We start from the raw sequence: 24,785 nt of genomic DNA on the forward strand, positions 1-24,785 counted from the left end.
GGCCCGGCCAGCGTTCGAGAGACCTTCCCGGACCTCCCGCGCCGTCGAAGCCTCGGCCTTCCCCGCCGCGGGCCCGGTTGTTCCGCCGGGAGGTGTTCCCGGCCGGGAAGGCGTTGTATGTCCTGTCAGAGAATTCCGCGGAGCCAGCCCTGCGTGGAACCGTCCACGTCGCGGTCCGCCTCCAGCGGGGTGACGCTGACAAACCCGTCCTGGATGGCGCGGGTGTCCGTGCCCGCGACAGCGGGTTCGCCCCCCAGCGTGAGCCCGATCGTGTAGATACCCGGCTGCCCGGCCGACCCGCTGGTCGGTTTGTAGTCGAAGTTGGCGAACAGATTGGTGTCCAGCGTGGTGGAGCGCACTCCTCTGGGAGGCAGCACCGAGCCGGGCTTACCGGTGGCAGGGTCGACTGGTCCGGCCAGTACCGGATAGTTGACGTTGAGGCCGACTCCCCGGGGTATCAGCGTGCCGTTTCGCGATCTGGTCTCCAGCCGCCGGACAAGATCGACTATGTACCCGGCCGAGTTCTTCGCCGCGGCGGCGGTACCTTCCTGCCAGGTGCCCGGTGTTTCCAGGCTCACCGCGACCGCGGGTACTCCGAACTCGAGTGCGGTCAGGGCGGCGTTGACGGTGCCGGAGTGGTTGGCCGCCTGACCGAGATTGTTGCCCGGATTGATCCCGGAGATGACCAGGTCGGGCTTCTGGTTCGCGAAGATCTCGTCGAAGGCGAAGAACACGCTGTCCGACGGCGACCCTGGCGTGACCGTCCACACCTCGGGTTCGGGACTGGCGACCGTGAGCTGCAGCGGGGGCAGGGAGATACGGCCGCCCTGGCCACTCTGGTCGGTACCGGGTGCCACTACGACCACATGATGCCCGGCCGTTCTGAGCGCGTCCCGCAACGCGGCAATCAACGGGGTGCCCGATCCGCCCGGGCCGCGCCATCCGTCGTCGTTGGTGAGCAGAATCCGCAACGGACGTGTGGGGACGGTGGCACCGGGACCCGACGCCGACGCACTCGACGTGAGAACCACCGGCGAGCAGAGGACAGCCGCCGCGAGGACAGCAAAGATTCCACGTTTTTTCATGCCGCAAAACTAGAATAATGGGGGCAACGGTTTTCCCGGGCCGGGAAAAAATTCGACAAATAACAGTTGAACCCTTGGCGCGGCAGGTCGAAAAACCAGCGTTTCGTAACCGGAAAGGTCGTCGAGGGTAGCCGAGCCGGCCAAAGCGCTTCCTCGGCCAGCGGACGGGCGCGACGTGGGCCGCGTCAGCGGAGGATGCCGGTGTGGCCGAGGGAGTAGCGGCCGGGCTGGGGCCAGACGCAGGCGCCGTGCGGGCCCGGGCCGACCCTGATCCGGGCCAGCAGGCTCCCGTCCCTGGTGGAAATCGCGTAGACCTCGCCGTTGTAGCGGCCGGTCAGCCACAGCACCGACCCGTCGGCGGACACCCCGCCCATGTCCGGGCTGCCGCCGCCGGGAAGCTGCCATTTCTGCCGGACCTGGCGGGTCGCGAAATCGATGACGGAGATGGAGCCCTCGCCGCGGTTCGACGCGTACATCACGGTCGCGTCCCGACTCGGGTAAAGGCCGTGCACGCCCTTGCCCGTCGCCAGAAAACCAACCTTCTGGAAGCGCACCGGGTCGATGATGTGCAGGCCGTCCGCCATCATGTCGGCGATGTAGAGCAACTCGCCCCGCGGGTCGAGCTTGATGTCCTGCGGCATACCACCGACCGTCAGGTAGCCGACGACTGAAAGCGTCCGCAGGTCGACCTTGACCAGCTTGCCGGAGAACTCGCAGGTGGCCACGAAGAACGAGTCGTCGGCGGCGAAGTCGACATGGTCGACGCCAGGGCAGTCGACCTTCACCTGGGTGCGCAGCTCCCAGGTTTTCGGGTCGTAGAAGTCCAGTCGCTGCAGCGCCTCGGCGACGACGACCGCATATTTCCCGTCCGGGGTGAAATACATGTTGTACGGGTCGGCGACGGGGATGTTCGGCCCTTTTATCTTCCCGGTGACCGGGTCGAGCGGGGTGAGGCTGTTACCCGCGTTGTTGGTCACGTACAACGTCGACAGGTCCCACGACGGGACGACGTGCTGCGGATTACGGCCGGTCACGAAATGGTCGACCACCTTGAAGGTCGTCGGGTCGATCACGTCCACGGTGTCGCTGTCGCTGTTCGGGACGTAGACGAGTTGCCTGGCCCCGCGGACGGCCGGGCTGAGCTGGTTCGCCCCGGCGGCGGCGTACACGTTCACCGGCTGGGCCCCACCACCCCCGCCGCCGGCGGCCGACGGCGACAACGGCGGGGTTCCCGGCAGTCCCGAAGCCCTCACCGGAGGCAGGGCGGGCCCGGGCGGCCCGGCTTCCTCACCACAGGCCGCGACTACCCCGAGCCACAACGCGGCGATAACCACCAGGCGCACTGCCCGTGACGATCGGGCGTCGTGGTACGTCCACACAGGGCATGCTCCGATTCCGGCGGGTTCGGGAAGGACAAGCGTAGGGGCCTCCGCCTTGGTGACACTCGGCCGCATAGGGAGGCTATCCAGCCAGGAAGGTGCGGATGGACAGCACCCCATCACGGAAAGTTGTCAAATCCGCCGATCTCGTGTGGATCCGTACATTCCAGCGCCACGTCCAGGGCCGCACCACGGGCCATTTCCGCTACTGACGGTGATTGCGCTCGGCGGGGTGGCGGGGACACGCGCCCACTGTACGGCATCGCCGCTCCGACCGGCCTCGGCCGGCGCCTTCTCGTGGGCGAGGTGCGCGGTGCCCGTCAGCGGCTCCGCGCCGACTGCCCGGGCAGGACAGCTCCGTCGGCCGGCTGGCTCGGGACGTCCACGACTTCCCGCCTGCTCCGGGGAGCGCGCAGCACGGTGACGGCGAGCAGGAGGCCGAACGCCACGCATCCCGCGCCGGTGAGCACCCCGAGACGGCAGCCGCCGGTGAACGCGGCGAGCTGGCTGTGGCCGTCGGCCAGGAGGCCGGCCGTCCGGTTGCTGGACAGCGTCCCCAGCGCGGCCAGGCCGACCGCGGCGGAGATCTGCATGGAGACGTTGACGATCCCCGAGGCCAGGCCGGCGTCGGCAGGCGCGACCTGGGCCACGGCCATGGTCAGCAGGGGCATGAAGACCGCGCCGGTCCCCAGCCCGACCAGGACGAAGGCGAAGAAGAGCCCCGGGAAGTAGTCGACGTGCTCACCCCCGAGCGACCAGGCGAGCAGCAGCAGTCCGACGATCATGGAAATCAGCCCGGCGACGAGAACCCGCTCGGGCCCCCAGGCGGACACAAGCCGGGCGGTGATCCCCATGGAGAGCACGGCCACCATGACGGTCTGTGGCAGAAACGCAAGCCCCGTGTGGACGGCGTCGTACCCGAGGGTCTGCTCCAGGTACAGCGCCCCGAAGAAGAACACTCCGTACATGCCGGCGGCCACGACCGCGCGTACGGCGCTGGAACCGATGAGGCTGCGCAGCCGCAGGATCCGTATCGGAACGAGCGGGTTCGACGTGCGTGACTCACGGACGGCAAACGCGCCGAGCAGCGCGACCGTGACCGCGCCGAGGCCAAGGGTGTGCCCCGACAGCCAGCCGTACTCGGCCGCCTGCACGATGGCGTCGATGCCGATCAGCGCCGCCGCGGTGACCAGAACAGCACCTGGCAGGTCGGCCCCCTGCCGCAGGCCGCTGCCGGGACGTTCGGAGAGGAACGCGGCCGCGGCCGGCAACGCGAGCAGGCCGATCGGGATGTTGATAACGAAGATCCAGTGCCAGCCCAGAGCCTGCGTGAGGGCACCGCCGAGCAGCAGGCCGAGCGAGCCGCCGCTGACGGTGACAAGCAGGTAGACGCTCATCGCCCGGGCCCGCTCCTGCGGCTGCGGGAAGTCGGTGACGATGAACGCGAGGATGGTCGCCGACGCCAGCGCCCCACCCAGGCCCTGCGCGAAACGGGCGGCGATCAGGAACGCCTGCCCGTCGCTGAGCCCGCAGGCGGCCGAGGCGGCGGTGAACAGCGCCATGCCGGCGAGGAAGACCTTTTTCCGGCCGACGAGGTCACCAAGCCGGCCGGCGACCAGCAGGAAGCTGCCGTAACTGATCATGTAGGCGTTGACGACCCAGGTGAGGTTGGCCTGGCTGAAGTGCAGGTCGTTCTGGATGACCGGCAGCGCGACGTTCACCACACTGGAGTCAAGAATGATCATTAGCTGCGCCGTGAGGGCGACCAGCAGGGCGAGCCATCGCCGCCGCGAGCGGGAGAGCGTGATTGGAGCCGGAACGATGATGTCGCTCATGGAATAGTCACTATATCGTTGATTATCAAAGAAGCAATATTGACCCCGCAATGATAAGATCGTTGGAATCATGAGCGTCGCCGCAACCACCTCAGGGTCGATCGTCCTGCTGACACGCCTCGCCCGACGCGTGTACAGGGAGGCCACCGACGACGTGCTCGGCATGACGCTCAAGCAGTTTGTGGCCCTCAACCATCTCGGCGAGGACACCGGCATCCCCCAGCGGCAGCTCAGCGACGTGCTGTGCCTGGACGCGAACAACCTCGTGCTGCTCCTCAACGAGGTCGAGCGCCTGGGCTGGGCGGAACGCCGGCGCGACCCGGCCGACCGCCGGCGCCACCTTGTCTATCGCACGCCCGCCGGCAGCGGCGCCCTCATGGCCGCCGAACGCGGGATGGACGCCGTCGAGGACAGGATCCTCGACACGCTCAGCCCCCAGGAACGCGCAACCCTGCGACTCCTGCTCGCCGCCGCGCTGGCGGAGGGTACGCCGTCCCACGACTGACGGCGACCACACGCGATCGACCGTGATCGGTCGAGGCTGGTCAGCAACCAGTGCACCAGCTACGACACCGGACAAGGCGTGACGCGGCCACGCGTGGCGCCTTCGGCGAGCCGCGACGGTCTCGACCACCAGCAGCCGGGCCGACTCCGGGCCGCCGAGTGACCGGCCAGCTAAACGGAAGCAAGCTCCGCTTAACTGTTACGATCCGGAGGGCAATTCCGCTTGTCCGGGACGGAGACCCATGTCCACAGAACGCAGCGACCGGCAGGTCGCCATCACCTTTGCCGCACTTACACTCGGCACTGCCGGTTACACGCTGCTGCAGTCGATGGTGCTGCCGGCACTACCGGTCATCCAGCGGGATCTGCACACCTCCCAGACGACGGCAACCTGGGTGCTCACCGCCTACCTGCTGTCCGCCTCGGTCGCGACCCCCATCCTGGGCCGCCTCGGCGACATGTTCGGCAAGAAGAAGATGCTCGTCGTCGTCTATGCCTCGCTGACCGCCGGATCGCTGCTGGCCGCGCTGACGAGCTCGGTTGGCGTTCTCATCGTCGCCCGGGTGATCCAGGGGCTCGGCGGCGGGCTGTTCCCACTGTCCTTCGGCATCATCCGCGACGAGTTCCCGGCCCGCCGGGTGCCCGGCGCCATCGGGATGATGTCGGGGATGCTCGGCATCGGCAGCGCGTTCGGCATAGTGATCGCCGGACCGGTGGTCGACCATCTGTCGTGGCACTGGCTGTTCTGGATCCCGCTCATCATGTCAGCGATCGCCACCCTGGCAACAGCGCTGTTCATCCCGGAGTCCCCGGTGCGCAACCCGGGACGGGTCAACCTCCCGGCCGCGGCGCTGCTGTCCGGCTGGCTGGTCGCACTGCTGCTCGGGCTCAACCGGGGCAGCGCCTGGGGCTGGACGTCCGGCGGCACACTGGCCCTGTTCGGCGCGGCCGTGGCGCTGGTCGTGCTGTGGATCCAGGTGGAGGAACGCTCCGCCGTACCGCTGATCGACATGACGATGATGCGTGTCCCGGCCGTGTGGTGGACCAACGTGGCGGCGCTGCTGCTCGGCGTCGGAATGTACTCGACCTTCATCGTCATCCCGCCCTTCCTGCAGGCGCCCCCGGAGGCCGGCTACGGCTTCGACGCCTCGGTCACCACCTCCGGGCTGTACATGCTGCCCACCAGCATGGCAATGATCATCATGAGCTCCCTGATCGGCAAGATCACCGTCCGGCGTGGGGCCAAGCAGCCGCTGGTGGTGGGTTCCCTGCTGGCCTCGGTCCCGTTCCTGATACTCTCGGTCGCGCACCGGGAGCCCTGGGAGTTCTTCATCGCCACAACCATCCAGGGCATCGGTATAGGGCTTGCGTTCTCGTCCATGTCCAACCTGATCATCGAGGCTGTTCCGCCCACCCAGACCGGGGCCGCGACCGGGATGAACGCGAACATCCGCACGATCGGCGGATCGATCGGGAGTCAGGTCGTCACCAGCATCCTCGCCTCCGGCGCGCTGGCGAGCGGGCTGCCGAGCGAGCACGGCTACAGTGTGAGCTTCGCGGTACTGGCCGTGTCGATGGTTGCCGCCGCGGTGGCGGCCGCGATCGTGCCGGTACGCCGGCAGCCCACCAGCACCCCGGCCGCCGGGGCCGCGGCCACCAAGAGCATGGCGCTGCCCGAGCCGCGCGGCGGCGCTCCGGCGACCACACAGTCCTGGTAGAGGCTGTATTCGCCGCGTGACCCTACTACCGTGTCGTCATGAGCAGGACCGCGGAAACTTCGTCCGTGCCCGCGCCGTCAGAGGTCACGGCGCCGGAACGGCTACGCTGCGACGCGGCACGAAATCGGGAACGGGTGCTGTCCGCGGCGTCCGAGGTGTACGGCGAGCGAGGCCCCGCCTTCACCATGGAGGAGGTCGCCAGCCGCGCCGGAGTCGGTATCGGCACCGTCTACCGCCGATTTCCGACCAAGGGCGCGTTGCTGGACGCGATCGCTCTGCCCTATCTCGAACGCATCCTGAGCCTGGCCAGGGCCGCCGGTGAGCACCGGGAACCCGGCGAACGCCTGGAGACGTTCGTGCGGACGTTCGCCGAGCGGCACGCCAGCGAGAGGATGGGCAGCGGTCGGCTGTGGGACTCCACCCTCGGCCGGCCGTTGCGGGATGAGATCGCCCGGGTGGTGGACAGCCTGCTGGACGCCGCCCGCAAGGCCGGCCGGCTGCGCCCGGATGTCACCTACCGGGACGTCTCCGTCCTGTTGTGGACGCTGACCAGCCTGATCGACGCGACCGACCAGATCGCGCCGATGGTGTGGCGCCGCCATCTGGACCTGCTCCTCGACGGATTGCGCCCTGGCGGCCCACGGCCGCTGGCCACTCCACCGGTCAACGCGGAGGAGTGGGAGAGGGTGGTCACGAGCTCTGCCGCGCTGCGCCTACACTGACCGGCCGACTGACTGAGTCAGACTGCCGGCCGGCTGGGTCAGACGCCGAGCCGTGACCTGGCGGTACGCCGAAGCTGGTCGGCGGGCTTTACGCTCAGCGCCCTCAGCCTTCGTTCAGGCCCGGGGACGGTGCGGCCGCCGTCCGCGCGACACCAGGCAGAAGATCGATATCTCCTGGGCCCGCGGCATCCGCCGGGGATGTCGGCCCGGCCGGGCCGGTCGGTTGGGCCAGGCCGGCAGCCTGCGCGGGGACGGCGGCCCGCGCGGGTGCGGCCGTCTTCCGGCCGGGCATCAGGAAGGCGAACGGTACCGCAACGGCGGTGAAGGCCAGCGTCCACCAGAAGGTGTTCCCGAAGGCGTCCGCCAGCCCGGCCGCGTCCACCTGACCGGCTCCGCCCCGGTCGGCGATTCCCTGGGAGAGGACCACCGCGAGCACAGCGGTGCCGAGAGAGCCGCCGATCTGCTGGAAGATCCGCACCGCCGAGGTGGCGCGCGGAATCTCGTCCCGGCGCAGGCCCTGGTAGACCGCTGTCATGACAGGTATCAGGGCTGCCGCCAGGCCGGCGCCACGGACGGCCAGCGACAGGCCGAGCAGCCACTCGCTGGTGTCGGTGCCGACCTGGGTGTAGGCGGCAGTGCCCAGCACGCTCAGCAGCAGGCCGGTGAGGACGAGCAGCCGGGTACTGCCCCGGTCCGTGAGTTTGCCGACCACGACCATGGTAATCATCATCCCGAGCCCCTGCGGAGCCAGCAGCAGCCCGGCGCCGGCTGCACTGCGTCCGCGGACCTGCTGCTCGTACAGCGGGAGCAGCAGCATCGCGCCGAACAACGAGATCCCGAAGAGGAACATCATCGCGGCCGAACCGGTGAAGGCGCGGCTGCGGAACATCCGTAGGTCGATGATCGGTTCGATGGCGACCCGCATGGAGTGCACGGTGAACAGAACCAGCAGGACCACGCCGGCGATCAGCGGGACACTCGCGTTCGCGTCCGCGAAACTGCCCCGGCTGCCGGCCTCCGAGAAGCCGTAGACGACCGCCGCCAGCGCCGGGGAGAGCAGCGCGAGCCCGAGAACGTCCAGCGGGTGCCGACCGGGGGTCCGTACGTCGGGCATTCCTCGCCAGGCCAGCAGCAGAGCGATGAGGCAGATCGGGACGTTGATGAAGAAGATCCAACGCCAGCTCAGGTTGTCGAGTATCACACCACCTATGACCGGTCCCAGGATGGGCGTCACCAGGGCGGGCACGGCGACCGTGGCCATCAGCCGCCCCAGCCGCTGCGGACCGGCGGCCTGAGCGAGAAGGGTCTGCATCAGCGGCAGGAGCATGCCGCCGCCGATGCCCTGCATGACCCGGAAGGCGATCAGGCTGCCGGCCGACCAGGCCGAGCCGCACAGTGCCGACCCGACGAGGAACAGCGCCAGCGACAGTATCCACATCCGCTTGCCGCCGAACCGCTCCACCGACCAGCCGGTCAGTGGGATCACCATCGCCAGGGCGAGCATGTACCCGGTGCTGACCCACTGGATCGTCGAGATTCCGACGTTGAACGAGCGGCCCAGAGTGTCGATGGCGACAGCGATGATCGTGGTGTCCAACTGCACGACCACCGCGCCGACCAGGATGATTCCGGCGAGACGGATCAGTGCCGGGTCGAGCCGGTCCGCCCCCGCCCGCTTCGGCTCCCGGGGCCCGTTCGGCTTGTTCAGCTCGTTCGGTCGCCCGGACGCGGTGGACGCCTGGGGTTCTGCCATCACGAGCCTCCGGAAACAGTTGATATTGGAGTGTCCTGGCGCGACGTAGGCGGTCGGATACGCGGCCATCGTTGACGCTACACCGTATCGATATCTCGTACAGCGTCCATCGAACGGGACGTCGTATCGATTAATCGTACGCGGTATCGCCGGATCCGATCCGGCGATACCCTCATTGCGTGTCCTGCGAGCGCCATGCCGCGATCCAGGCGCCGGCCGCCTCTCCGCAGGCCGACCGGCCGCCGGTCGGCCTGTTGTGGACCCGCCTGGCCAAGGAGAAGAAGCCGGGGCTCAGCCGGGACGCGATCGTCGACGCGGCGATCACGCTGGCCGACGCCGAAGGGCTGGGCGCGGTCTCCATCCGGCGGGTCGCGGCGGCGCTGGGCGCTCGTCCGATGAGCCTCTACTCGCATATCAAGCGCAAGGACGACCTCTTCGAGCTGATGACCGACAAGGCCATCGCCGACATCATCGTCCCCGAGCCACTGCCCGCCAACTGGCGGGAGGCGTTGTGGACCATCGCCCAACAGACGCGCGCCGTCACCCTACGACGCCCTTGGATCGTGAAGGCCAGGGGCACCTGGCCGCGTCTGGGCCCCAACGCCATCCGTCACATGGAGCAGTCCCTGGCCGCCGTCGCCAGCCTCGACATCGACCAGCGCCGCAAGATCTGCATCCTGCGGACCATCGACACCTACACGATCGGCCACATCGTCACCGAGCACCTGGAACAGCGCATGCCCCCGCGGGACAGCGGGAACGCCGCCGAACAGCAGCATCTGATGCAGAGCTACCTTCGCGCTCTCGTCGCAACCGGCGACTACCCCCGTATCGCCGACCTCGGTCCCGACCTCGCGTTGCTGACCGACCGCGGCGAGGCGCAGCAAAGGTTCGACGAAGGCCTGGAGTGGGTACTGGCCGGCATCGCGGCCTCCCTCGCGGAGCTCCCACGTGGTGCCCGCCGCCCGGACACCTCCCACCCGGATGCCTCCCGCCCTGGCGCATCCTGCCCGGATGCCGCGGGCGCGGGGCGGGGAAACGGCGTGAAACAGGGCCACACGGCGAACTCGTAGTCTCACCCGCCGTCGACGCGGTGTCGCGTCAAAGGCTGCCGTTAGCCTTCCGTGATCCGTGATCTGTGATTCGTGGCAGGCCTGTTTGCAGCCCGGTCATCATCAGCGACAGCAGACGGTCGGTCAGCTCCGCTCCCCCGGACGTCCGCTCACCCGCCCAGGCGATCGCCGCCACCAACACGAACAGCTCTTCGGCGGTGACGTCCGGGCGAACGGCCGCGGACCGCTGGGCGCGGACGAGCAGGCGGGCCGCGGCGGCACGCATGGCATGGCACGAGGAGTACAGATGCGAGCCCTCGTCGTGTAGCGCGGCCAGCACCGAGGCGGGCAGCCCATGGTAGGCGACCGAGCGGACGGCCATCTCCCGCAGCCAGATGATCAGCGCGTCGCCCGGGGCCGGGGACGTGAGCAGTTCCTCCGCCTTCGCACGCAGGCTGTCGAAGCCGTTGCGCATCAGCGCCTCGACGAGCGCCTCCCGGGTCGGAAAGTGCCGGTAGAGCGTCCCGATCCCGACACCGGCCCGTCGCGCGACCTCCCGCAGGGAGGCGTCGGTGCCGTGCTCGGCGAAGGTGACGCGGGCAGCGGTCAGCAACAGGTCGTAGTTGCGGCGGGCGTCCGCGCGCAGGGCGGGGTCAGCGGCTGCGGGCGTGTCGCTCGTCGGCTTCGCCATGTGGTGCGCCTCCCGGGTGTTGCGATATGGAGCACTGCTCCATATATTTCCGGAGCGAGGCTCCGAATCGTGTCCGGAGACTACCTCCTTCAGACGCCCGCTACCGGGAGGGATCATGGCCAAGACGTCCAAGAGCATCCTCGTGACAGGACCGACCAGAGGGCAGGGAGCCGCGGCCGCCGCATACCTGCTTGCGGACGGATGGCAGGTGCGGGCCCTGACCCGCGACCCGTCCAGCGCGGCCGCACAGGCGCTCGCGCGGGCCGGAGCCGAGATCGTCGCCGGGGACATGCACGACCGCGCCTCGCTGGATGCGGCCGCCCAGGGTGTCCACGGCGTCTTCAGCGTCCAGCCCGCATGGGATCAGCCCGTCCGCGACAGGCCCGGCACGGCGATCGACGAGGTGCGCCTCGGTGTGAACGTGGCCGACGCGGCCAGGGCCGCCGACATCGAGCATTTCGTCTACACGTCGGTAGGCGGTGCCGAGCGCGGCTTCGCCACGGACGGCGGACCGGTCCAGATCATCGCCGTCGACGACATCGGGGCGTTCGCCGCGCTCGCCTTCGCCCGCCCGGAGGGCTACCTGGGCAAGGAGATCGAGATTGCCGGCGACGAGCTGACAGCGCGTCAGATCCTTGCCGTCATCAGCCGCGCGACCGGGCGGAGCATCGAGTACCGCGAGCTCTCGCTGGAAGCGGTCACGCAGTTCGGGCCCCTCGCCGGCAGCAACCTCGACGACCTCAGAGCCGCGTACCTCTTCGCGACCGACAAGGGCGGCTGGCAGGCGGACATCCCCACGCTGCGCACGCTCCACCCGGGGCTGATGGACTTCGAGACCTGGCTGGCGCGGCAGGGCCGAGCGAAGATCGAAGAACTGTTCCGAGCGTACCCCGCCTGACCCGGCCCGGAAGGCGGCAACGGGTACGGGGAGGCTGGTCGGCCGGCCCGGGTGGTCACCCGGGCCGGCCGACTCAGTGGTGCAAGGTGCTCACCAGGTACACGGTCGCCTAGTGTCCTGAGTCGTTGATTCGCTGGCAGTAGGCGGCGAGGGTCTCGAGGATCTCGTCGGCGGTCTTGGCCCAGACGAACGGCTTCGGGTCCTTGTTCCAGGCGTTGATCCATCGGCGGATGTCGGCTTCGAGTTCGACGACCGAGCGGTGCGTCGATCGGCGCAGCTTGCGGGTGGTCAGCTCCGCGAACCAGCGCTCGACCAGGTTCATCCACGACGCCGAGGTCGGGGTGAAGTGCAGGTGGAAGCGGGGGTGGCGCAGCAGCCAGTTCTTCACCGCCGGGGTCTTGTGGGTGGCGTAGTTGTCCAGGACCAGGTGCAGGTCGTAGCCCTTCGGGACCGAGGAGTCGATCAGCTTGAGGAAGCGCAGGAACTCCTGGTGACGGTGCCGCCGGAAGGTCTGCGCGATCACCGACCCGGACGTCGGGTCGAGCGCGGCGAACAGGCTGGTCGTGCCATGGCGGACGTAGTCGTGGGTCATCCGCTGCGGGGTACCCGGCATCAGGGGCAGCACCGGTGCCGTGCGATCCAAAGCTTGCACCTGCGACTTTTCGTCGACGCAGAGCACGATCGCCTTCTCCGGCGGGTCGAGGTAGACCCCGACCACGTCACGGACCTTGTCCACGAACAGCGGGTCGGTGGACAGCTTCCACGTCTCGACCAGATGCGGCTTCAACCCGAACGCCCGCCACATCCGTGACACCGTCGACTGCGACAGCCCACTGGCCCTCGCCATCGACCGCGATGTCCAATGGGTATCGCCGTTCGGTGGCTTCTCCTCCAACGTCCTCGCGATCACCGCCTCGACCTGGGCGTCGGTGACCTTCCGAGGCGCTCCCGGACGTGCCTCGTCTGACAGGCCCTCCAGCCGGTCGACCGCGAACCGCTCCCGCCATTTCGCGACCGTTCCCCGGGTGATCCCGAGCTCGGCCGCGACCCCCGAGTTCGTCCCACCGTCCGCGCAGGCCAGCACGATCCGCGAGCGCAACGCCAGCGCCTGCGCGGTCTTCCGCCGTCGGGCCCAGCCCTCCAGCACCGCACGCTCAGCAGACGACAACTCGATGGGATCCGCGCTCGGGCCAGGCACCAGCCCATTCTATCTGCACACGAATCAACGACTCAGGACACTAGTTCCAGATACCGGTGATGTCCGATGCGCTCGCGGCGTTCCCCGCGTGGGTGGTCAGGCCGCTCAGATCCTCCAGGGTGCGTAGCAGGTTGTAATGGTTGTAGGTCGTGGACGAGGAACTGCCCGGGACGACGTGCTGCCCGTAGAGCACCGTGGCGACGCGGTTGCCGTAGGAACCGTTGTCCTCGTCAAAGGTCACGATGAGGACGCTGTTGTGGGTATTGGCCCAGGTGGCGTAGGCGCCGAGCTTGTTCTGCAGCCATGTGTCACCCGTGCCGACCGAGCAGTCGTGCATGTCGTTGCACAGGTTCGGGATAACGAACGAGACCTTCGGCAACGTGGTGTAGTTGGCGGGGAACTGATTGAAGGTGTAAGCGGTGTTCAGCGGCACGTTACTGAAGGCGAACCACGGGTTGTGCTTGCGCGCATACTTAGTGCTGCTGTTGGTGCACACCGTCGAACCCTGGGAGGGCAGGCCCTCGTTGTAGCTGCCCCAGGCCTTGCCGGCCGCGATCAGCTCGGAGCCGAGGTTGGCCGCGCTGCTGAACTGCGGGGTATAACAACTGTCATCGGTGACGCCCTGCGTGCCGCCGGAGAAGATGTCCAGGTAGTTGGGCTGACTGGGGTGGGTCAGAGCATAGTATTGCGTAAGATTGGCACCCCCGGCCTTCAACGTGTTGTTGATGTACGGTGCGCTTGAGCTACCGATGATCTGCGGGTAGCCGTGGTTCTCCATGACGACGACGACCACGTGGTCGGGCGTCGGCAGCGTCGCCGCCTGCGCGCTGGGCGCCAGTAGTCCGACCGTCGCGGCGGCCAGAACCGTGGTGGTACCGAGAGCGGCGAGGGCCCAACGCGGGCGTTTGACATGGGCAAGAACAGACACAGCAGACCTCCAGAAGTGCCGCGGGAACAAGCACGAGCGCTTGCTGTGGAGCCGAATCAGATTAGTGTGTTCCGATGCGTCGTTGGTGGACCGGAAGTGAAAGCCAGACGAACATCCGCATACTCACATATTTCACCGTGCCGACCCGGAACCCACCCGAACCTGAACGTTCTCATCCTGCCGACGGCGAATTCCAGTAACCGGTATCTCCGATCTCGGCGATCAGATTCGATTGGTGATTTTACCGTGGACGGAGTACACCGGTGGCATCACGGTCGCTTTTCCGCCACCGCGACCTGCCGAAAATCAAGCATATTATGGAATCCAGGAACGGCCGGCCCACCATTGCCCTGGAAACCGGCCCGTCCTGTTCCCGGAACCGGCCTGTCCGCCTCACCGGATACGCTCGCCGGACCGGCGCCCGGTCAACCGCGACCGCCGGCGGCGGACCGGGGCGGACCGCGTTCGCCAAACGTCTGGATCGTCGTCAGGTCACAGACCACGGCTATCGCGACAGGTCCAGACCGCGGGCTCGAACCGTTCGACATCCGACACGCCGCCCAGGCAGGCGGAGCTCACCTGCTACCGTTCCGCTCAGCCTGACCGAAGGGTTGCATGTGACGGAGAGCACCCGGGGTGAACCCCTGATCGTCATGGAGGGCGTCGAGAAGTCCTTCGGCGATTTCCGTGCCCTGCACGCGATCGACCTGACCGTACACAGCGGCGAGGTGGTCGTCGTCATCGGCCCGTCGGGATCGGGCAAGTCGACACTGTGCCGCTGCATCAACCGGCTGGAGACCATCGACGCCGGCCGGATCACGATCGACGGGCGCCAACTGCCCGAGGAGGGGCGCGCGCTCGCGCGGTTACGGGCCGAAGTGGGCATGGTCTTCCAGGCCTTCAACCTCTTCGCCCACAAGACGGCGCTGGAGAACGTCACGCTCGGGCCGACAAAGGTCCGGGGAATCCCGCGGAACGCGGCCGAGCACCGGGGGCGGGAACTACTCGACCGGGTGGGCGTCGGCGCGAAGGCCGGCAGCTATCCCGCCGAGCTTTCCGGCGGGCAGCAGCAGCGTGTCGCGATCGCCCGGGCGCTGGCCATGGACCCGAAGGTGATCCTCTTCGACGAACCCACCTCGGCGCTCGACCCGGAATACATCGCCGAGGTGCTCGACGTCATGGCCGAGCTCGCCCGCGACGGCATGACCATGGTGGTCGTCACGCACGAGATGGGGTTCGCCCGGCGGGCCGCGGACCGGGTCGTGTTCATGGCCGACGGCGGAATTCTCGAGGAAGGCGCTCCGGCGGACTTCTTCGACAGCCCGCGTACACAGCGGGCCCGCGACTTCCTGGCCCGTGTCCTCCCCCACTGAGCCGGCCCGTGCCCGCCCTTGGCCGACAGGCTCCCCCTTGAAAGGACGACCATGCGGATTCCACGTTTCCCGCTCCAGCACCACCCACTCCAGCGGTACCCACGGCGAGGACGACGGCTGGTGACGGCCGTGCTCGCCGGTACTGTCGCACTCGCCGCCGCCGGTTGTGGGAGCGACACGACCGGTACGGAGGCCGAAACCCCGGCGAAGCCCACCTTCGCCGCCGGCACCACGGCGGCCAGGCTCGCCGAGGCGGGAAAGGTCACCGTCGGTACCAAGTTCGACCAGCCGCTGTTCGGGCTGAAGGGCCTCGGCGGCGATGTCGAGGGATTCGACGTCGAAATCGCGAAAATCATCGCCGACGGCCTGGGGATCGACCCTGACGACATCACCTTCGTCGAGACACCGTCGGCCCAGCGGGAGGGCGCGATCCAGCAGAGCAGGGTGGACTTCATCGTCGCCACCTACACCATCAACGACAAGCGCAAGCAGCTCATCAGCTTCGCCGGTCCTTATTACCAGGCCGGCCAGGACATCATGGTGAAGAAGGACAACACCACGATCACCGGGCCGGAGTCCCTGCGCGCGACGAACGCGAAGGTCTGCTCCGTCTCCGGCTCGACCCCGGCCGAGAAAATCAAGGAATACGCCGACGCGTCCAACATCGTGCTCTTCGACGTCTACTCCAAGTGCGCGGACGCGCTGCGTACCGGCCAGGTCGACGCCGTCACCACCGACAACGTCGTCCTGCTGGGCCTGGTGGACGCCAGTGGCGGCGCGTTCAAGATCGTCGGCAAGCCCTTCACCACCGAGCCCTACGGCATCGGCATCAAAAAGGGTGACACCGCCTTCTGCCAGTTCATCGACGAGCAGCTGACCGCGGCGGCGGCGGACGGCCGCTACGCGAAGGCCTGGGAGTCCACGGCGGGCAAGGTCGCCGGGGCCGCGCCGGCCCTGCCCACGCTCGCCACCTGCTCCTGATCAACATCTTCCCGACCCTGCGCCTTCGTCACCTTTGTAACCTGCTGCCAGTTCTGTTAGTGCCGTAAGCCCGTAGTACCCGAGCCGACGCCGCCCCGGAGCCGCCATGGATGTCATCACCGACAACCTCGGCCTGTACGCCGACGGCCTGTTGGGAACGCTGACGATCTGTGGTCTGGTCGCCGTGGCGGCGTTGCTGCTCGGGGTCGTTCTCGCGGGATTCCGGGTGTCGCCGGTGCCGCCCCTGCGCGCCGTGGGCACCGTCTACGTCACACTGGTCCGCAACTGCCCGTTGACGATCGTCCTGTTCGCCTTCGCCTTCGGCCTGCCGGAGGTGGGGATCAACGGCTCGTACTTCGCCTTCGGGGTCACCGGGCTGACCGTCTACACCGCCGCGTTCGTCTGCGAGGCGGTACGCAGCGGAATCGGCGCGGTGGAAACAGGCCAGGCGGAGGCCGCCCGCTCGATCGGCCTCACCTTCGGCCAGTCGTTACGGCTGGTCATCCTGCCGCAGGCGATCCGGGCGGTCATCCCCCCGCTGGGCAACGTCGGGATCGCGATGGTGAAGAACTCCGCGATCGTCGGCGCGTTCGGCGTCGGCGGCGAACTCTACAGCGTCGCGAGCACGCTGAACGGCGCGCGGGGGGAACCCGCGTTACCGGTCTACGCCGGGGTCGTGATCGGCTATCTCGTCATCGTCATCCCCGCCGGCCTGCTCGTGCTGGCGGCGGAGAAACGGCTGCGGGTGGCGCGGTGAGCCGCTCGGTTCTCTACGACGCCCCGGGCCCGCGGGGACGCCGACGGATCGCTGTCGCCAGCGTTGTCGCCGGTGTCGTGCTGGTCGGCCTGGCGGTGCTGGCCGTCCGCCGGCTGGCGGCGAACGGCCAGTTCGACGGCAGCCGGTGGAGTCCGCTGTTCAACCCCGGGGACGAGGACTTCGCGGACCTGTGGCGCCTGCTCGGCGGCGGTCTGGTGCACACCCTGACCGCCGCCGCCCTGGCGATGTCCCTCTCCCTGCTGCTCGGGGTGCTCATCGCGACGACCAGGATCTCCGCGGCCCGATGGTACCGGTGGGCCGTGGTCGGGGCGGTCGAGCTGCTGCGCGGCGTGCCCGTGGTGATCGCGATCTTCTTTGCGGCGCAGGTTCTCCCGGTCTACGGGCTGAAGCTGCCGCCGCTGTGGTACATCGTGATCGGTCTGACCGCCTACAACTCGGTGATCATCTCCGAGATCGTCCGAGCCGGCATCCTCGCGGTGCCGAAGGGGCAGCGTGACGCGGCCTCGGCGCTGGGCCTCACCCACGGCCAGACGCTGCGGATCGTCCTGCTGCCACAGGCGTTCCGCTCGATGCTGCCGGCTCTGATCAGCCAGCTCGTGGTGATCCTCAAGGACACCTCGCTCGGGGCCTTCATCTCCTACGAGGAGCTGCTGCGCCGGGCCCTGATCGCCATCCAGACCCTGCACAACCCGATCCAGACCTATCTGGTCATCGGCGGCATCTTCATCCTCATCAACTATCTGGTGACCAGGCTGGCGACCTACCTGGAGGCGCGGCTGTCCGGCCGGCGGGCCAGACCGTCCGTGCCCGCGGAGGACCTGCCCACCGGGTAGCGGCAAGCCCACGCCCGACCCGTGGCCCGCCTCGTGCGTCGGTCAGTCGGCGAGGAAGGGCTGCCCGGCCACGAGTTCCGACTGCCGCCCGTCGACCCCGACCGGAATGTCCCCTTCCAGGGTGATCCGGTACAGCACGCGGTCGAAGTCGAGGTGGTTGAGGTCGGACGGGCCCAGATGGGCGGTCGCCCGGTTGTCCCAGAAGGCGACGTCGCCCGGGCTCCAGCGGAACCGCACCGTGTATTCGGGCCGGGCGATCTGCTCGTAGAAGAGGTCGAGAATCCGGTGGCTCTGCCGCGTGGAGAATCCGATGATCTCGTTTTCCCCGGAGGTGAAGGTCGGGCTGACGAAAAGCGCCCGCTCGCCCGTTTCCGGGTGCACCCGGACCACCGGGTGGATCGCCAGCAGCGGATTCGACGCGATCTTCTCCCCGTAGGGGGTCCCGGCCAGCAGGCGGGGACTGAAGCTGTGTTTGGCCCGTAGCCCGTCGGCGAACGCACGCAGCTCTTCCGGGAGGCCCTGATAGGCCGCGACCAGATTGGTCCAGGCGGTGTCACCACCGTACGGGGGGACGATGTCGGCGCGCAGAATCGACCCGGCCGGCGGGTTCACCAGCGCCGTGACATCGGTGTGCCAGCCGTTGTCATAGGTGATCTTCCGCTTGCCGAACTTCTTCTCGTAACGGCGGCTGTCGATCGGCAGGATCTGCGGAAAGCCCTCGGGCGGGGCGTCCTCGTGCGGATGGGCGGGAGTGATCTTACCGAACCTGGCGCCGAAGGCGATCTGCTCGGCGTGGCCGATGGACTGGTCGCGGAAGAACACGACCTTCCAGCGCAGCAGGGCGGAACGGATCTCGGCGATCGTGGCGTCGTCGAGCTGCTGGCTCAGGTCGACGCCGTGAATCTCGGCTCCGGTGTGCCCGGAAAGCGGCCGGACGTCGATACCCAGCCGCTGGACGGTACTTGTCATCGCTGCGTGCTCCAGACTGGTTGGCGGAAAGAACAGCCGGCCGCGGCCGCGGCCGGTCCCGGAACAGAACCCAGACCCGCACCGCCGTATTCATTCCTACGTGAACAGACGGGCCGGCCACCGGAATACAGATGGAATACGAGTGACGCAGGAAACGACGGCAACAGCCGGCGACCGGCCCTGAATCATTCGGAAGAATGCCGCGATACCACGGCCCCGACGCCTACGAAACAATCGGAACCACCACGTCGCACAATGTGGAAGAACAGCGACGGGCAACACGGTCGGCACACCCGGTCAATACGCACCGGCACGATGCGCACGCAGGCAACGTACATTCAGAAGATGCATGCCCGGACACGGCGTACCCGATGTCGCTCATGTTTCGATACTCATACTGCAGGCCGGCCGGGTCAATGTTTACCGCTCGAGTGAAAATAACTCAGTCGGACAGCCGCCCGGCCCCGGCCCGGGCTCGGGTCCGAGCCCGGGCGGAGGCCGGGGCCGGGGCCGGGCGCAGGCTGCGCGGGCTGCGGTGGACGGCGTCCAGCACGGTCGCGCTCGCGGCGACGGCAAGGCTGTGCGCTCCGAAGCGGGTGGGTAGCACGATACGCTCCGGGCTGTCGCACACCCGCGAGTGCGCCGCGATCTGCTCGTACAGGTCGGGCAGCAGGTCCGGCAGAAAGATCGCGGCTGCCTCGGTGAGCACCAGCACCTCCGGGTCGATCACGTCCAGCAGCAGGGCCACCACCCGGCCGATGACACGCAGCCGGTCGCGGAAGAGCGCCAGCACGCGCTGGTCGCCACAGCGGGCCGCGTCCAGCAGAAGCCACAGGTCGGGCTTTTCGATCCTCCCTTCCCGAAACGCCCGCTCTGCCAGGACCCGTTCCGAGATGGCGGCCTGCACACAGCCGGACCGCCCGCAGGGGCAGCGCACCGAACTGTCCGCCAGCGGCAGGTGGGCGACGTCCCCGGCGCCGGCGTGCGGGCCCCAGTGCACCTCGCCGCCGGTGGCGATCGCCGCGTCGACGACGTTCCCGACGAACAGGTGCACCAGGCTGCGCCGGGCCCGCGGATCCCCGAACATGATCTCTGCCTGCGCCAGCGCGCGGGCATGGCCGTCCACATGGACCGGCAGGCCGGTCGTCTCGGCGAGCACCTGACGGACCGGCACGTCACTCCACCCGAGCAGACCGTGCTCGACGATGACGCCGCGCTGCGGGTCCACCCATCCGCCGGTGACCACTCCCAGTCCGAGCAGCCTGCTGCCTCGGGCGTGCCGCGCCACGAAGCCGGGAAGATACTGGCTGATCTGCCGCAGCACCTCGCGCGCGTCACCCTGGTGCGGCACGCTCTCCTGGGCCACCACCTGGCCACGCAGGTCCACCAGACCGAAGGTGATGTTGGGGACGGCGATGTGCACCCCGCAGGCGAGGTGACGCTGCGTGTCGATGTCCAAGGGGACGAACGGGCGGCCGGCGCGTGGCGGGCTGGACAGCGCCGGCAGTTCACGCAGCAGCCCGAGGGAGATCAGATCGGCGGTCTGCCGCGACACCACGGCCGGGCTCAGCCCGGTCGCGCGGCCGATGAGGGTGCGCGCCACCGGCCCGTGATCCAACACGGCGCGCAGCACCGCCGCGGCGGTGCCTGTCGGGTCCGAGCGACCCGCGGTCACGGACGACGCCAGGGGATGGTTGAGTGCCGGCACGGCTGACCTCCTCGCGCTGCGGTGCTGCATGCGGACTCGGCAGGGCCGCGGATGTGCGGATGTCGTCACGGCCCACGTGGTGGGCAGACGCGCGGACCCACGTTGCCCGTCTCGCAGATGATCAGTCTGATGGAGTCGAAACCCTGGTCAGGGCCGACGACCCTCTCGATGCCGCCTGCCGGCAGGGAAACGGAGAAGTCCGGGACGAAGAAGGACCGCATGCATCCGGACGGCCTGGGCACGCTGAGAATCCAGCGGCGGCATCAGGCGGACGGACAGAGCGCGCTCGCCACGCGACGGAGGTCAACGTGCGCGCGGCAGACCAGATAGGTATGCCGGCTCATGCGGTCGACGCTAGGCAACACCCGAATGATTGTCAACCAGATCGGTGGGGAACACAGTGGGGAACGCTGTAGGAACACTGTGGGAACGCCGTCTCGCATCCCGGTCGCCGCCGGCTCGACCACCACCCGGCCACCGCCCGGCCGGCGTCCGGCGCGGCAGGCCACCGAGACGGGCCGGCGCCAGGAGCACGAGCGAGCCCGGGCCACGATCGGCGAGCTCGCCGCGGCACCGCGCGCCGTAACCGAAAACCTCCGTTGACGGACGCACCGGCCAAACAATTCAACAACGAGCGGACGCCGGTCAGAACATCATGGCCGGATAAAGCCACGATCAGGAATTCCACCGGATTCCCTCAGCAAATACCAAGGCTTCTCCGCGAGGCTGAGGCGCGTTGATCCCGGTCGGGAACCACTCGCGATCAGCACCGGCCGTGTTTGTTCCGGTGTCTCCGGCAGGTCGTCCGGGCACGCGAAAAACCTGTGATCGTGTGCTCTTCGGCCGGCCGGACACGCAAGCGGGCCCGCCCCGTCCACCGGGGCTTTCGGAGGAGTGGATGCAGGTGCGGCGTACGCGCCTACGGATCGGACACAGGACACTTGCCCTTGCGGCGGTGGCTGCCATTGTGATCGTGGCGGGTTCCATAACGATCGGCCTGGCGGTTTCCTCGTCCGCCGACGGCAGCGGCCCGCGGCTGGTGGCGGCGGGCCCCGGGACGATCCGGCAGACGGTTTCGGCCACCGGGGTCATTCAGGCCGCCCACCAGGCCAACCTGACCTTCGGTGTCTCCGGCCGGGTCACCGGTGTTTCGGTCACCGTCGGCCAGCAGGTCATGACCGGACAGGTGCTGGCCACGATCGACTCGGCGGCGCTGGCGGCCTCGGTCGCGCAGGCCGAGGCCACCGTGGCCACCAGCGAGTCCAAACTGTCCGCGGACCGCAGCGCCGGGGCGTCCGACGCACAGGTGAACGCCGACAACCAGGCAGTCACCGCCGCGCGCAACGCGCTGGCCGCGGCACAGCAGTCACTGTCCCAGGCGACGCTGACCTCACCGATCGCTGGCACGGTCGCGACCGTCAACCTGACGGTCGGCCAGCAGGTCTCCGGCAGCGGAACGGCCGCCTCCGGCGGGACGGGCGGCGGGAGCGGAGGCGGCGGTGGGAGCTCGACGAGCTCCGCCTCGACCAGTGCGGCGTCGGCCTCGTCCGCGCAGGTGGTGGTGGTCGGCTCGGACGGCTACACGATCGCGGCGAACGTCGACGACACCCAGATCGGCGAGGTCAAGAAGGGCGACCAGGCGGTCATCACCCCGAACGGTGCCACCACGACGCTGTCCGGAACGGTCGCCACCGTCGGTCTGCTGCCGGCCCAGAGCTCGGGGACGACCTCAGGGACTGCTTCGGGAGTCGCGATGTACCCGGTCACCATCGATGTCACCGGGACCCCGGCGGGGCTGCACCTCGGAGCCAGCGCCCAGGTTCAGATCATCGTCCAGCAGCTCACCGACGTCCTGACCGTGCCGACCGCGGCCCTGCACTACAGCGGCGCCCAGGCGCAGGTGTACCAGCTGGTCGAGGGCCGGCAGGTGTCCCGGACGGTGACGGTCGGCGCGAGTTCCGGTGGCGTCACGCAGATCACCGAGGGGCTGGCGGCCGGCGACATGGTGCTGCTGCCCGAGACGGCCTCCGCCGGACGCTCCGGTGGTGGCGGGGAAGTCCCGAACGGCCGTTCCGGCGGCTTCGGCGGCGGCCGGTGCCGGTGGCGGTCCCGGGTTCGGTGGTGCCGGGTTCGGCGGTGCCGGTGCCGGTGCCGGGTTCGGCGGAGGCGTCCGCGGCGGCGGGGCGGGCTGAGCCGTGGCCGAGAGCGGATCACTCCTCGCCGAGCCGCCGGCCGGCTCGCCACCCGTCATCGAACTCGACGGTGTTCGCAAGACCTACCGGACCGGCGCCATCGAGGTCGACGCGCTGCGCGGCGTCGACCTGCGCATCTCCGAGGGAGAGTACATAGCGATCATGGGCCCGTCCGGGTCGGGGAAGTCGACCCTGATGAACATCCTCGGCTGCCTCGACATACCCACCGCGGGCCACTATCGCCTTGCTGGCGAGGACGTCGCCCGGATGTCCGAGGACGCTCTCGCCGAGATCCGCAACCGGCGGATCGGCTTCGTCTTCCAGCAGTTCAACCTGCTTCCCACCCTGTCCGCGTGGCGCAACGTGGAGCTGCCGTTGTGCTACGCCGGGACGGGACGGGCGCAGCGTCGCGTCCGGGCGATCGAGGCGCTGGAGAAGGTGGGCTTGGGGGACCGGATCGCCCACCGCCCGAACGAGCTCTCCGGCGGCCAGCAGCAGCGGGTCGCCGTCGCCCGGGCGCTGGTCACCGACCCCGCGCTCATCCTCGCCGACGAACCGACCGGCAACCTCGACAGCGCGTCCACCCAGGACGTGCTCGACCTGCTCGGCGAGTTACACGCGTCCGGCCGCACGATCGTGCTCATCACCCACGAGCCCGAGGTCGCCGCCACCGCCGGCCGGGTGGTGCGCATCCGGGACGGCGGCATCCAGTACGACACCAGCTCTGATCATCCGAGTGACGACGCCGACGGGCCCGGGGACGTCGGATTCGGCGCCAGCGCCGGGTTCGGAGCCGTCGCCGGCCCGGGCCCCGTTCCCGTGCCTGTGCTCGGGCCCGAGCACAGGCACGGGAAGGCAGCCCATGGCGACCTGGCCCGGCTCACCTGGGTGATCCGCCCATGAGCTGGCTGGAGACACTGCGCATCGGCATCGAGGCGGTACGTACGCACCGGTCCCGTTCGGCCCTGACCGTCCTCGGGATTCTCATCGGCATCGCCGCGGTCATCCTCACGGTGGGCCTCGGCCAGGGCACCCAGAACCAGGTCCGCGACCAGATCAACTCCCTGGGCAGCAACCTGCTCGTGGTCACCCCGGGCAGCGCCACCAGCAGCGACGGCGTCCGCGGCGGCTTCGGCTCGGCCTCGACCCTGACCGTGCACGACGCCGAGGCCCTGGCCTCGAAGGACGTCGCTCCGGACATCGCCGCGGTCGCGCCGGCCAGCCAGCGCAGCCTGTCGCTGACGGCCGGCACGTCGAACTGGACCACCACGGTCGTCGGGACGACGCCCGACTGGCTGTCGGTCCGGGCTCGCAAGATCGCGTCTGGCCGCTTCCTGACCAGCCAGGACATCACCGCCCAGGCCGCGGTCGTCGTGCTCGCCGCCAGCACCGCCGAGCAGCTGTTCGGCGGCCGTGACCCGGTCGGCGCGACCGTGGCGGTCTCCGGAGTCCCCATGCAGGTGGTCGGGACGCTCGCGGCAGCCGGCTCGTCCGCCACGGCCAACGAGGACGACCAGGCGATCCTGCCGATCAGCACCGCGGCGAACCGGGTGTTCGGCGGGGCGGCCCGCGGCTCCGTGCAGAACATCTACCTGGAGGCGTCGTCGTCGCAGACGTTGTCGGCCGCCCACCAGGAGGCCACCAACACACTGCTGGCGCTGCACCGCGTCAGCACGCCCGCCGCCGCCGACTTCACCATCGCCAGCCAACAGTCCATCCTGGCCGCCGCCACCTCGGTGGACCGGACACTCACCGTGCTGCTCGGCGGGATCGCCGCGATCTCACTGCTGGTCGGCGGCATCGGCGTGATGAACATCATGCTGGTTTCCGTCACCGAACGCATCCGAGAGATCGGCCTGCGCAAAGCGCTGGGCGCGCCACCCCGGGTGATCAGACGCCAGTTCCTGGTGGAGGCGTCCATCCTCGGCCTGACTGGCGGGCTCGCCGGCGCCGCCCTCGGGCTGCTGGGGGACGCGCTGCTCCCCCACCTGATCTCCCAACGGATCGACGTCTCGCTCCCCGCGACCGTCGGCGCGATCGTCGTCGCGATGGGGATCGGCGTCGGATTCGGCGTCTACCCGGCCAGCAGGGCGGCCAGGCTGGCCCCCATCGACGCGTTGCGCAGCGAATGACGACCCGCCGCCGCCCGGCCCTGTCCCGCCTCCGGGGCCACGATCAGAAAAACGAG

General features: G+C 68.9%; 23 protein-coding genes and 1 pseudogene. 13 read left to right on the forward strand and 11 right to left on the reverse strand.

Annotation, left to right across the window (positions count from 1 at the left end; all coding sequences use genetic code 11):
* Positions 1 to 125: 125 nt before the first annotated feature.
* The 3 genes from surE to FSYMDG_RS20860 form a co-directional block, all read right to left on the reverse strand.
* Positions 126 to 971, reverse strand: a complete 846-nt coding sequence (gene surE, locus FSYMDG_RS20850) for a 5'/3'-nucleotidase SurE (protein WP_237702899.1) — start codon at positions 969 to 971, stop codon at positions 126 to 128.
* Between the two features lie 299 nt (positions 972 to 1,270).
* On the reverse strand, positions 1,271 to 2,464 hold the full coding sequence (locus tag FSYMDG_RS20855; RefSeq protein WP_013875362.1) for a YncE family protein: 1,194 nt from the start codon (positions 2,462 to 2,464) through the stop codon (positions 1,271 to 1,273).
* A 320-nt stretch (positions 2,465 to 2,784) separates the two neighbouring features.
* On the reverse strand, positions 2,785 to 4,299 hold the full coding sequence (locus tag FSYMDG_RS20860) for an MFS transporter (protein WP_013875364.1): 1,515 nt from the start codon (positions 4,297 to 4,299) through the stop codon (positions 2,785 to 2,787).
* 70 nt (positions 4,300 to 4,369) lie between these two features.
* Between FSYMDG_RS20860 and FSYMDG_RS20865 the strand changes: the two genes are divergently transcribed.
* The 3 genes from FSYMDG_RS20865 to FSYMDG_RS20875 all read left to right on the forward strand — a co-directional run bounded on the left by FSYMDG_RS20865 (position 4,370) and on the right by FSYMDG_RS20875 (position 7,243).
* The gene (locus FSYMDG_RS20865) at positions 4,370 to 4,804 is read left to right on the forward strand and encodes a MarR family winged helix-turn-helix transcriptional regulator (RefSeq protein ID WP_013875365.1); all 435 of its coding nucleotides are present in this window, start codon (positions 4,370 to 4,372) and stop codon (positions 4,802 to 4,804) included.
* 241 nt (positions 4,805 to 5,045) lie between these two features.
* Positions 5,046 to 6,521, forward strand: a complete 1,476-nt coding sequence (locus FSYMDG_RS20870) for an MFS transporter (RefSeq protein WP_013875366.1) — start codon at positions 5,046 to 5,048, stop codon at positions 6,519 to 6,521.
* Positions 6,522 to 6,559: 38 nt separating this feature from the next.
* Positions 6,560 to 7,243 (forward strand): TetR/AcrR family transcriptional regulator, encoded by a 684-nt coding sequence (locus tag FSYMDG_RS20875; RefSeq protein WP_083828380.1) that lies wholly within the window; start codon positions 6,560 to 6,562, stop codon positions 7,241 to 7,243.
* A gap of 103 nt (positions 7,244 to 7,346) precedes the next feature.
* Here FSYMDG_RS20875 and FSYMDG_RS20880 read toward each other — a convergent pair whose 3' ends face one another.
* Complete coding sequence (locus tag FSYMDG_RS20880; protein WP_013875368.1) at positions 7,347 to 8,996, reverse strand: MDR family MFS transporter; 1,650 nt, start codon at positions 8,994 to 8,996, stop codon at positions 7,347 to 7,349.
* Positions 8,997 to 9,175: 179 nt separating this feature from the next.
* Here FSYMDG_RS20880 and FSYMDG_RS20885 point away from each other — a divergent pair, with 179 nt between their 5' ends.
* Positions 9,176 to 10,069 (forward strand): TetR/AcrR family transcriptional regulator, encoded by an 894-nt coding sequence (locus tag FSYMDG_RS20885; protein WP_013875369.1) that lies wholly within the window; start codon positions 9,176 to 9,178, stop codon positions 10,067 to 10,069.
* Between the two features lie 28 nt (positions 10,070 to 10,097).
* Here the strand turns inward: FSYMDG_RS20885 and FSYMDG_RS20890 are convergent, their stop codons facing one another.
* Positions 10,098 to 10,739: a TetR/AcrR family transcriptional regulator gene (locus FSYMDG_RS20890; protein ID WP_013875370.1), complete on the reverse strand. Its 642-nt coding sequence runs from the start codon at positions 10,737 to 10,739 to the stop codon at positions 10,098 to 10,100.
* Positions 10,740 to 10,854: 115 nt separating this feature from the next.
* Between FSYMDG_RS20890 and FSYMDG_RS20895 the strand changes: the two genes are divergently transcribed.
* Complete coding sequence (locus FSYMDG_RS20895) at positions 10,855 to 11,637, forward strand: NmrA family NAD(P)-binding protein (protein ID WP_013875371.1); 783 nt, start codon at positions 10,855 to 10,857, stop codon at positions 11,635 to 11,637.
* A gap of 109 nt (positions 11,638 to 11,746) precedes the next feature.
* Here FSYMDG_RS20895 and FSYMDG_RS20900 read toward each other — a convergent pair whose 3' ends face one another.
* Both FSYMDG_RS20900 and FSYMDG_RS20905 read right to left on the reverse strand, forming a co-directional pair.
* Positions 11,747 to 12,835: an IS630 family transposase gene (locus FSYMDG_RS20900; RefSeq protein ID WP_013871712.1), complete on the reverse strand. Its 1,089-nt coding sequence runs from the start codon at positions 12,833 to 12,835 to the stop codon at positions 11,747 to 11,749.
* Between the two features lie 40 nt (positions 12,836 to 12,875).
* Entirely contained in the window at positions 12,876 to 13,763 is an 888-nt protein-coding gene (locus tag FSYMDG_RS20905; protein WP_013875372.1) for an alkaline phosphatase family protein, read from the reverse strand.
* Between the two features lie 653 nt (positions 13,764 to 14,416).
* On the opposite strand from FSYMDG_RS20905, the gene FSYMDG_RS20910 reads away from it, so the two are divergent.
* The 4 genes from FSYMDG_RS20910 (at position 14,417) to FSYMDG_RS20925 (ending at position 17,728) form a co-directional block, all read left to right on the forward strand.
* Positions 14,417 to 15,136, forward strand: a complete 720-nt coding sequence (locus FSYMDG_RS20910; protein ID WP_050803840.1) for an amino acid ABC transporter ATP-binding protein — start codon at positions 14,417 to 14,419, stop codon at positions 15,134 to 15,136.
* A 129-nt stretch (positions 15,137 to 15,265) separates the two neighbouring features.
* Positions 15,266 to 16,117: a glutamate ABC transporter substrate-binding protein gene (locus tag FSYMDG_RS20915; protein ID WP_349304113.1), complete on the forward strand. Its 852-nt coding sequence runs from the start codon at positions 15,266 to 15,268 to the stop codon at positions 16,115 to 16,117.
* 106 nt (positions 16,118 to 16,223) lie between these two features.
* The gene (locus tag FSYMDG_RS20920) at positions 16,224 to 16,874 is read left to right on the forward strand and encodes an amino acid ABC transporter permease (RefSeq protein ID WP_013875375.1); all 651 of its coding nucleotides are present in this window, start codon (positions 16,224 to 16,226) and stop codon (positions 16,872 to 16,874) included.
* Positions 16,871 to 17,728 (forward strand): amino acid ABC transporter permease, encoded by an 858-nt coding sequence (locus FSYMDG_RS20925; RefSeq protein ID WP_013875376.1) that lies wholly within the window; start codon positions 16,871 to 16,873, stop codon positions 17,726 to 17,728. Before FSYMDG_RS20920 ends, FSYMDG_RS20925 begins: the two co-directional genes overlap by 4 nt.
* A gap of 42 nt (positions 17,729 to 17,770) precedes the next feature.
* Here FSYMDG_RS20925 and FSYMDG_RS20930 read toward each other — a convergent pair whose 3' ends face one another.
* Both FSYMDG_RS20930 and FSYMDG_RS20935 read right to left on the reverse strand, forming a co-directional pair.
* Positions 17,771 to 18,697, reverse strand: coding sequence for a TauD/TfdA dioxygenase family protein (locus FSYMDG_RS20930; RefSeq protein ID WP_013875377.1), 927 nt, complete (start codon positions 18,695 to 18,697; stop codon positions 17,771 to 17,773).
* Positions 18,698 to 19,139: 442 nt separating this feature from the next.
* Positions 19,140 to 20,405: an ROK family transcriptional regulator gene (locus FSYMDG_RS20935; protein ID WP_013875378.1), complete on the reverse strand. Its 1,266-nt coding sequence runs from the start codon at positions 20,403 to 20,405 to the stop codon at positions 19,140 to 19,142.
* Between the two features lie 423 nt (positions 20,406 to 20,828).
* On the opposite strand from FSYMDG_RS20935, the gene FSYMDG_RS20940 reads away from it, so the two are divergent.
* Complete coding sequence (locus tag FSYMDG_RS20940) at positions 20,829 to 21,008, forward strand: hypothetical protein (protein ID WP_131772908.1); 180 nt, start codon at positions 20,829 to 20,831, stop codon at positions 21,006 to 21,008.
* 295 nt (positions 21,009 to 21,303) lie between these two features.
* Positions 21,304 to 21,594: pseudogene (locus FSYMDG_RS30195) on the forward strand (efflux RND transporter periplasmic adaptor subunit); the annotation flags it as partial.
* Here the strand turns inward: FSYMDG_RS30195 and FSYMDG_RS28930 are convergent.
* Together FSYMDG_RS28930 and FSYMDG_RS26940 are read right to left on the reverse strand one after the other, a co-directional pair.
* Positions 21,498 to 21,812 carry a hypothetical protein gene (locus FSYMDG_RS28930; protein ID WP_013875381.1) on the reverse strand — a complete coding sequence of 105 codons (315 nt, stop codon included), beginning with the start codon at positions 21,810 to 21,812 and terminating at the stop codon, positions 21,498 to 21,500. The pseudogene FSYMDG_RS30195 and the gene FSYMDG_RS28930 overlap by 97 nt on opposite strands.
* Positions 21,813 to 21,983: 171 nt before the next feature.
* Complete coding sequence (locus FSYMDG_RS26940; RefSeq protein ID WP_013875382.1) at positions 21,984 to 22,175, reverse strand: hypothetical protein; 192 nt, start codon at positions 22,173 to 22,175, stop codon at positions 21,984 to 21,986.
* A gap of 425 nt (positions 22,176 to 22,600) precedes the next feature.
* Here FSYMDG_RS26940 and FSYMDG_RS20955 point away from each other — a divergent pair, with 425 nt between their 5' ends.
* Complete coding sequence (locus FSYMDG_RS20955; RefSeq protein WP_013875383.1) at positions 22,601 to 23,500, forward strand: ABC transporter ATP-binding protein; 900 nt, start codon at positions 22,601 to 22,603, stop codon at positions 23,498 to 23,500.
* Positions 23,497 to 24,729, forward strand: a complete 1,233-nt coding sequence (locus FSYMDG_RS20960) for an ABC transporter permease (RefSeq protein WP_013875384.1) — start codon at positions 23,497 to 23,499, stop codon at positions 24,727 to 24,729. Before FSYMDG_RS20955 ends, FSYMDG_RS20960 begins: the two co-directional genes overlap by 4 nt.
* Positions 24,730 to 24,785: the final 56 nt, after the last annotated feature.

It is taken from the genome of Candidatus Protofrankia datiscae (assembly GCF_000177615.2).
GTDB lineage: Bacteria > Actinomycetota > Actinomycetes > Frankiales > Frankiaceae > Protofrankia > Protofrankia coriariae.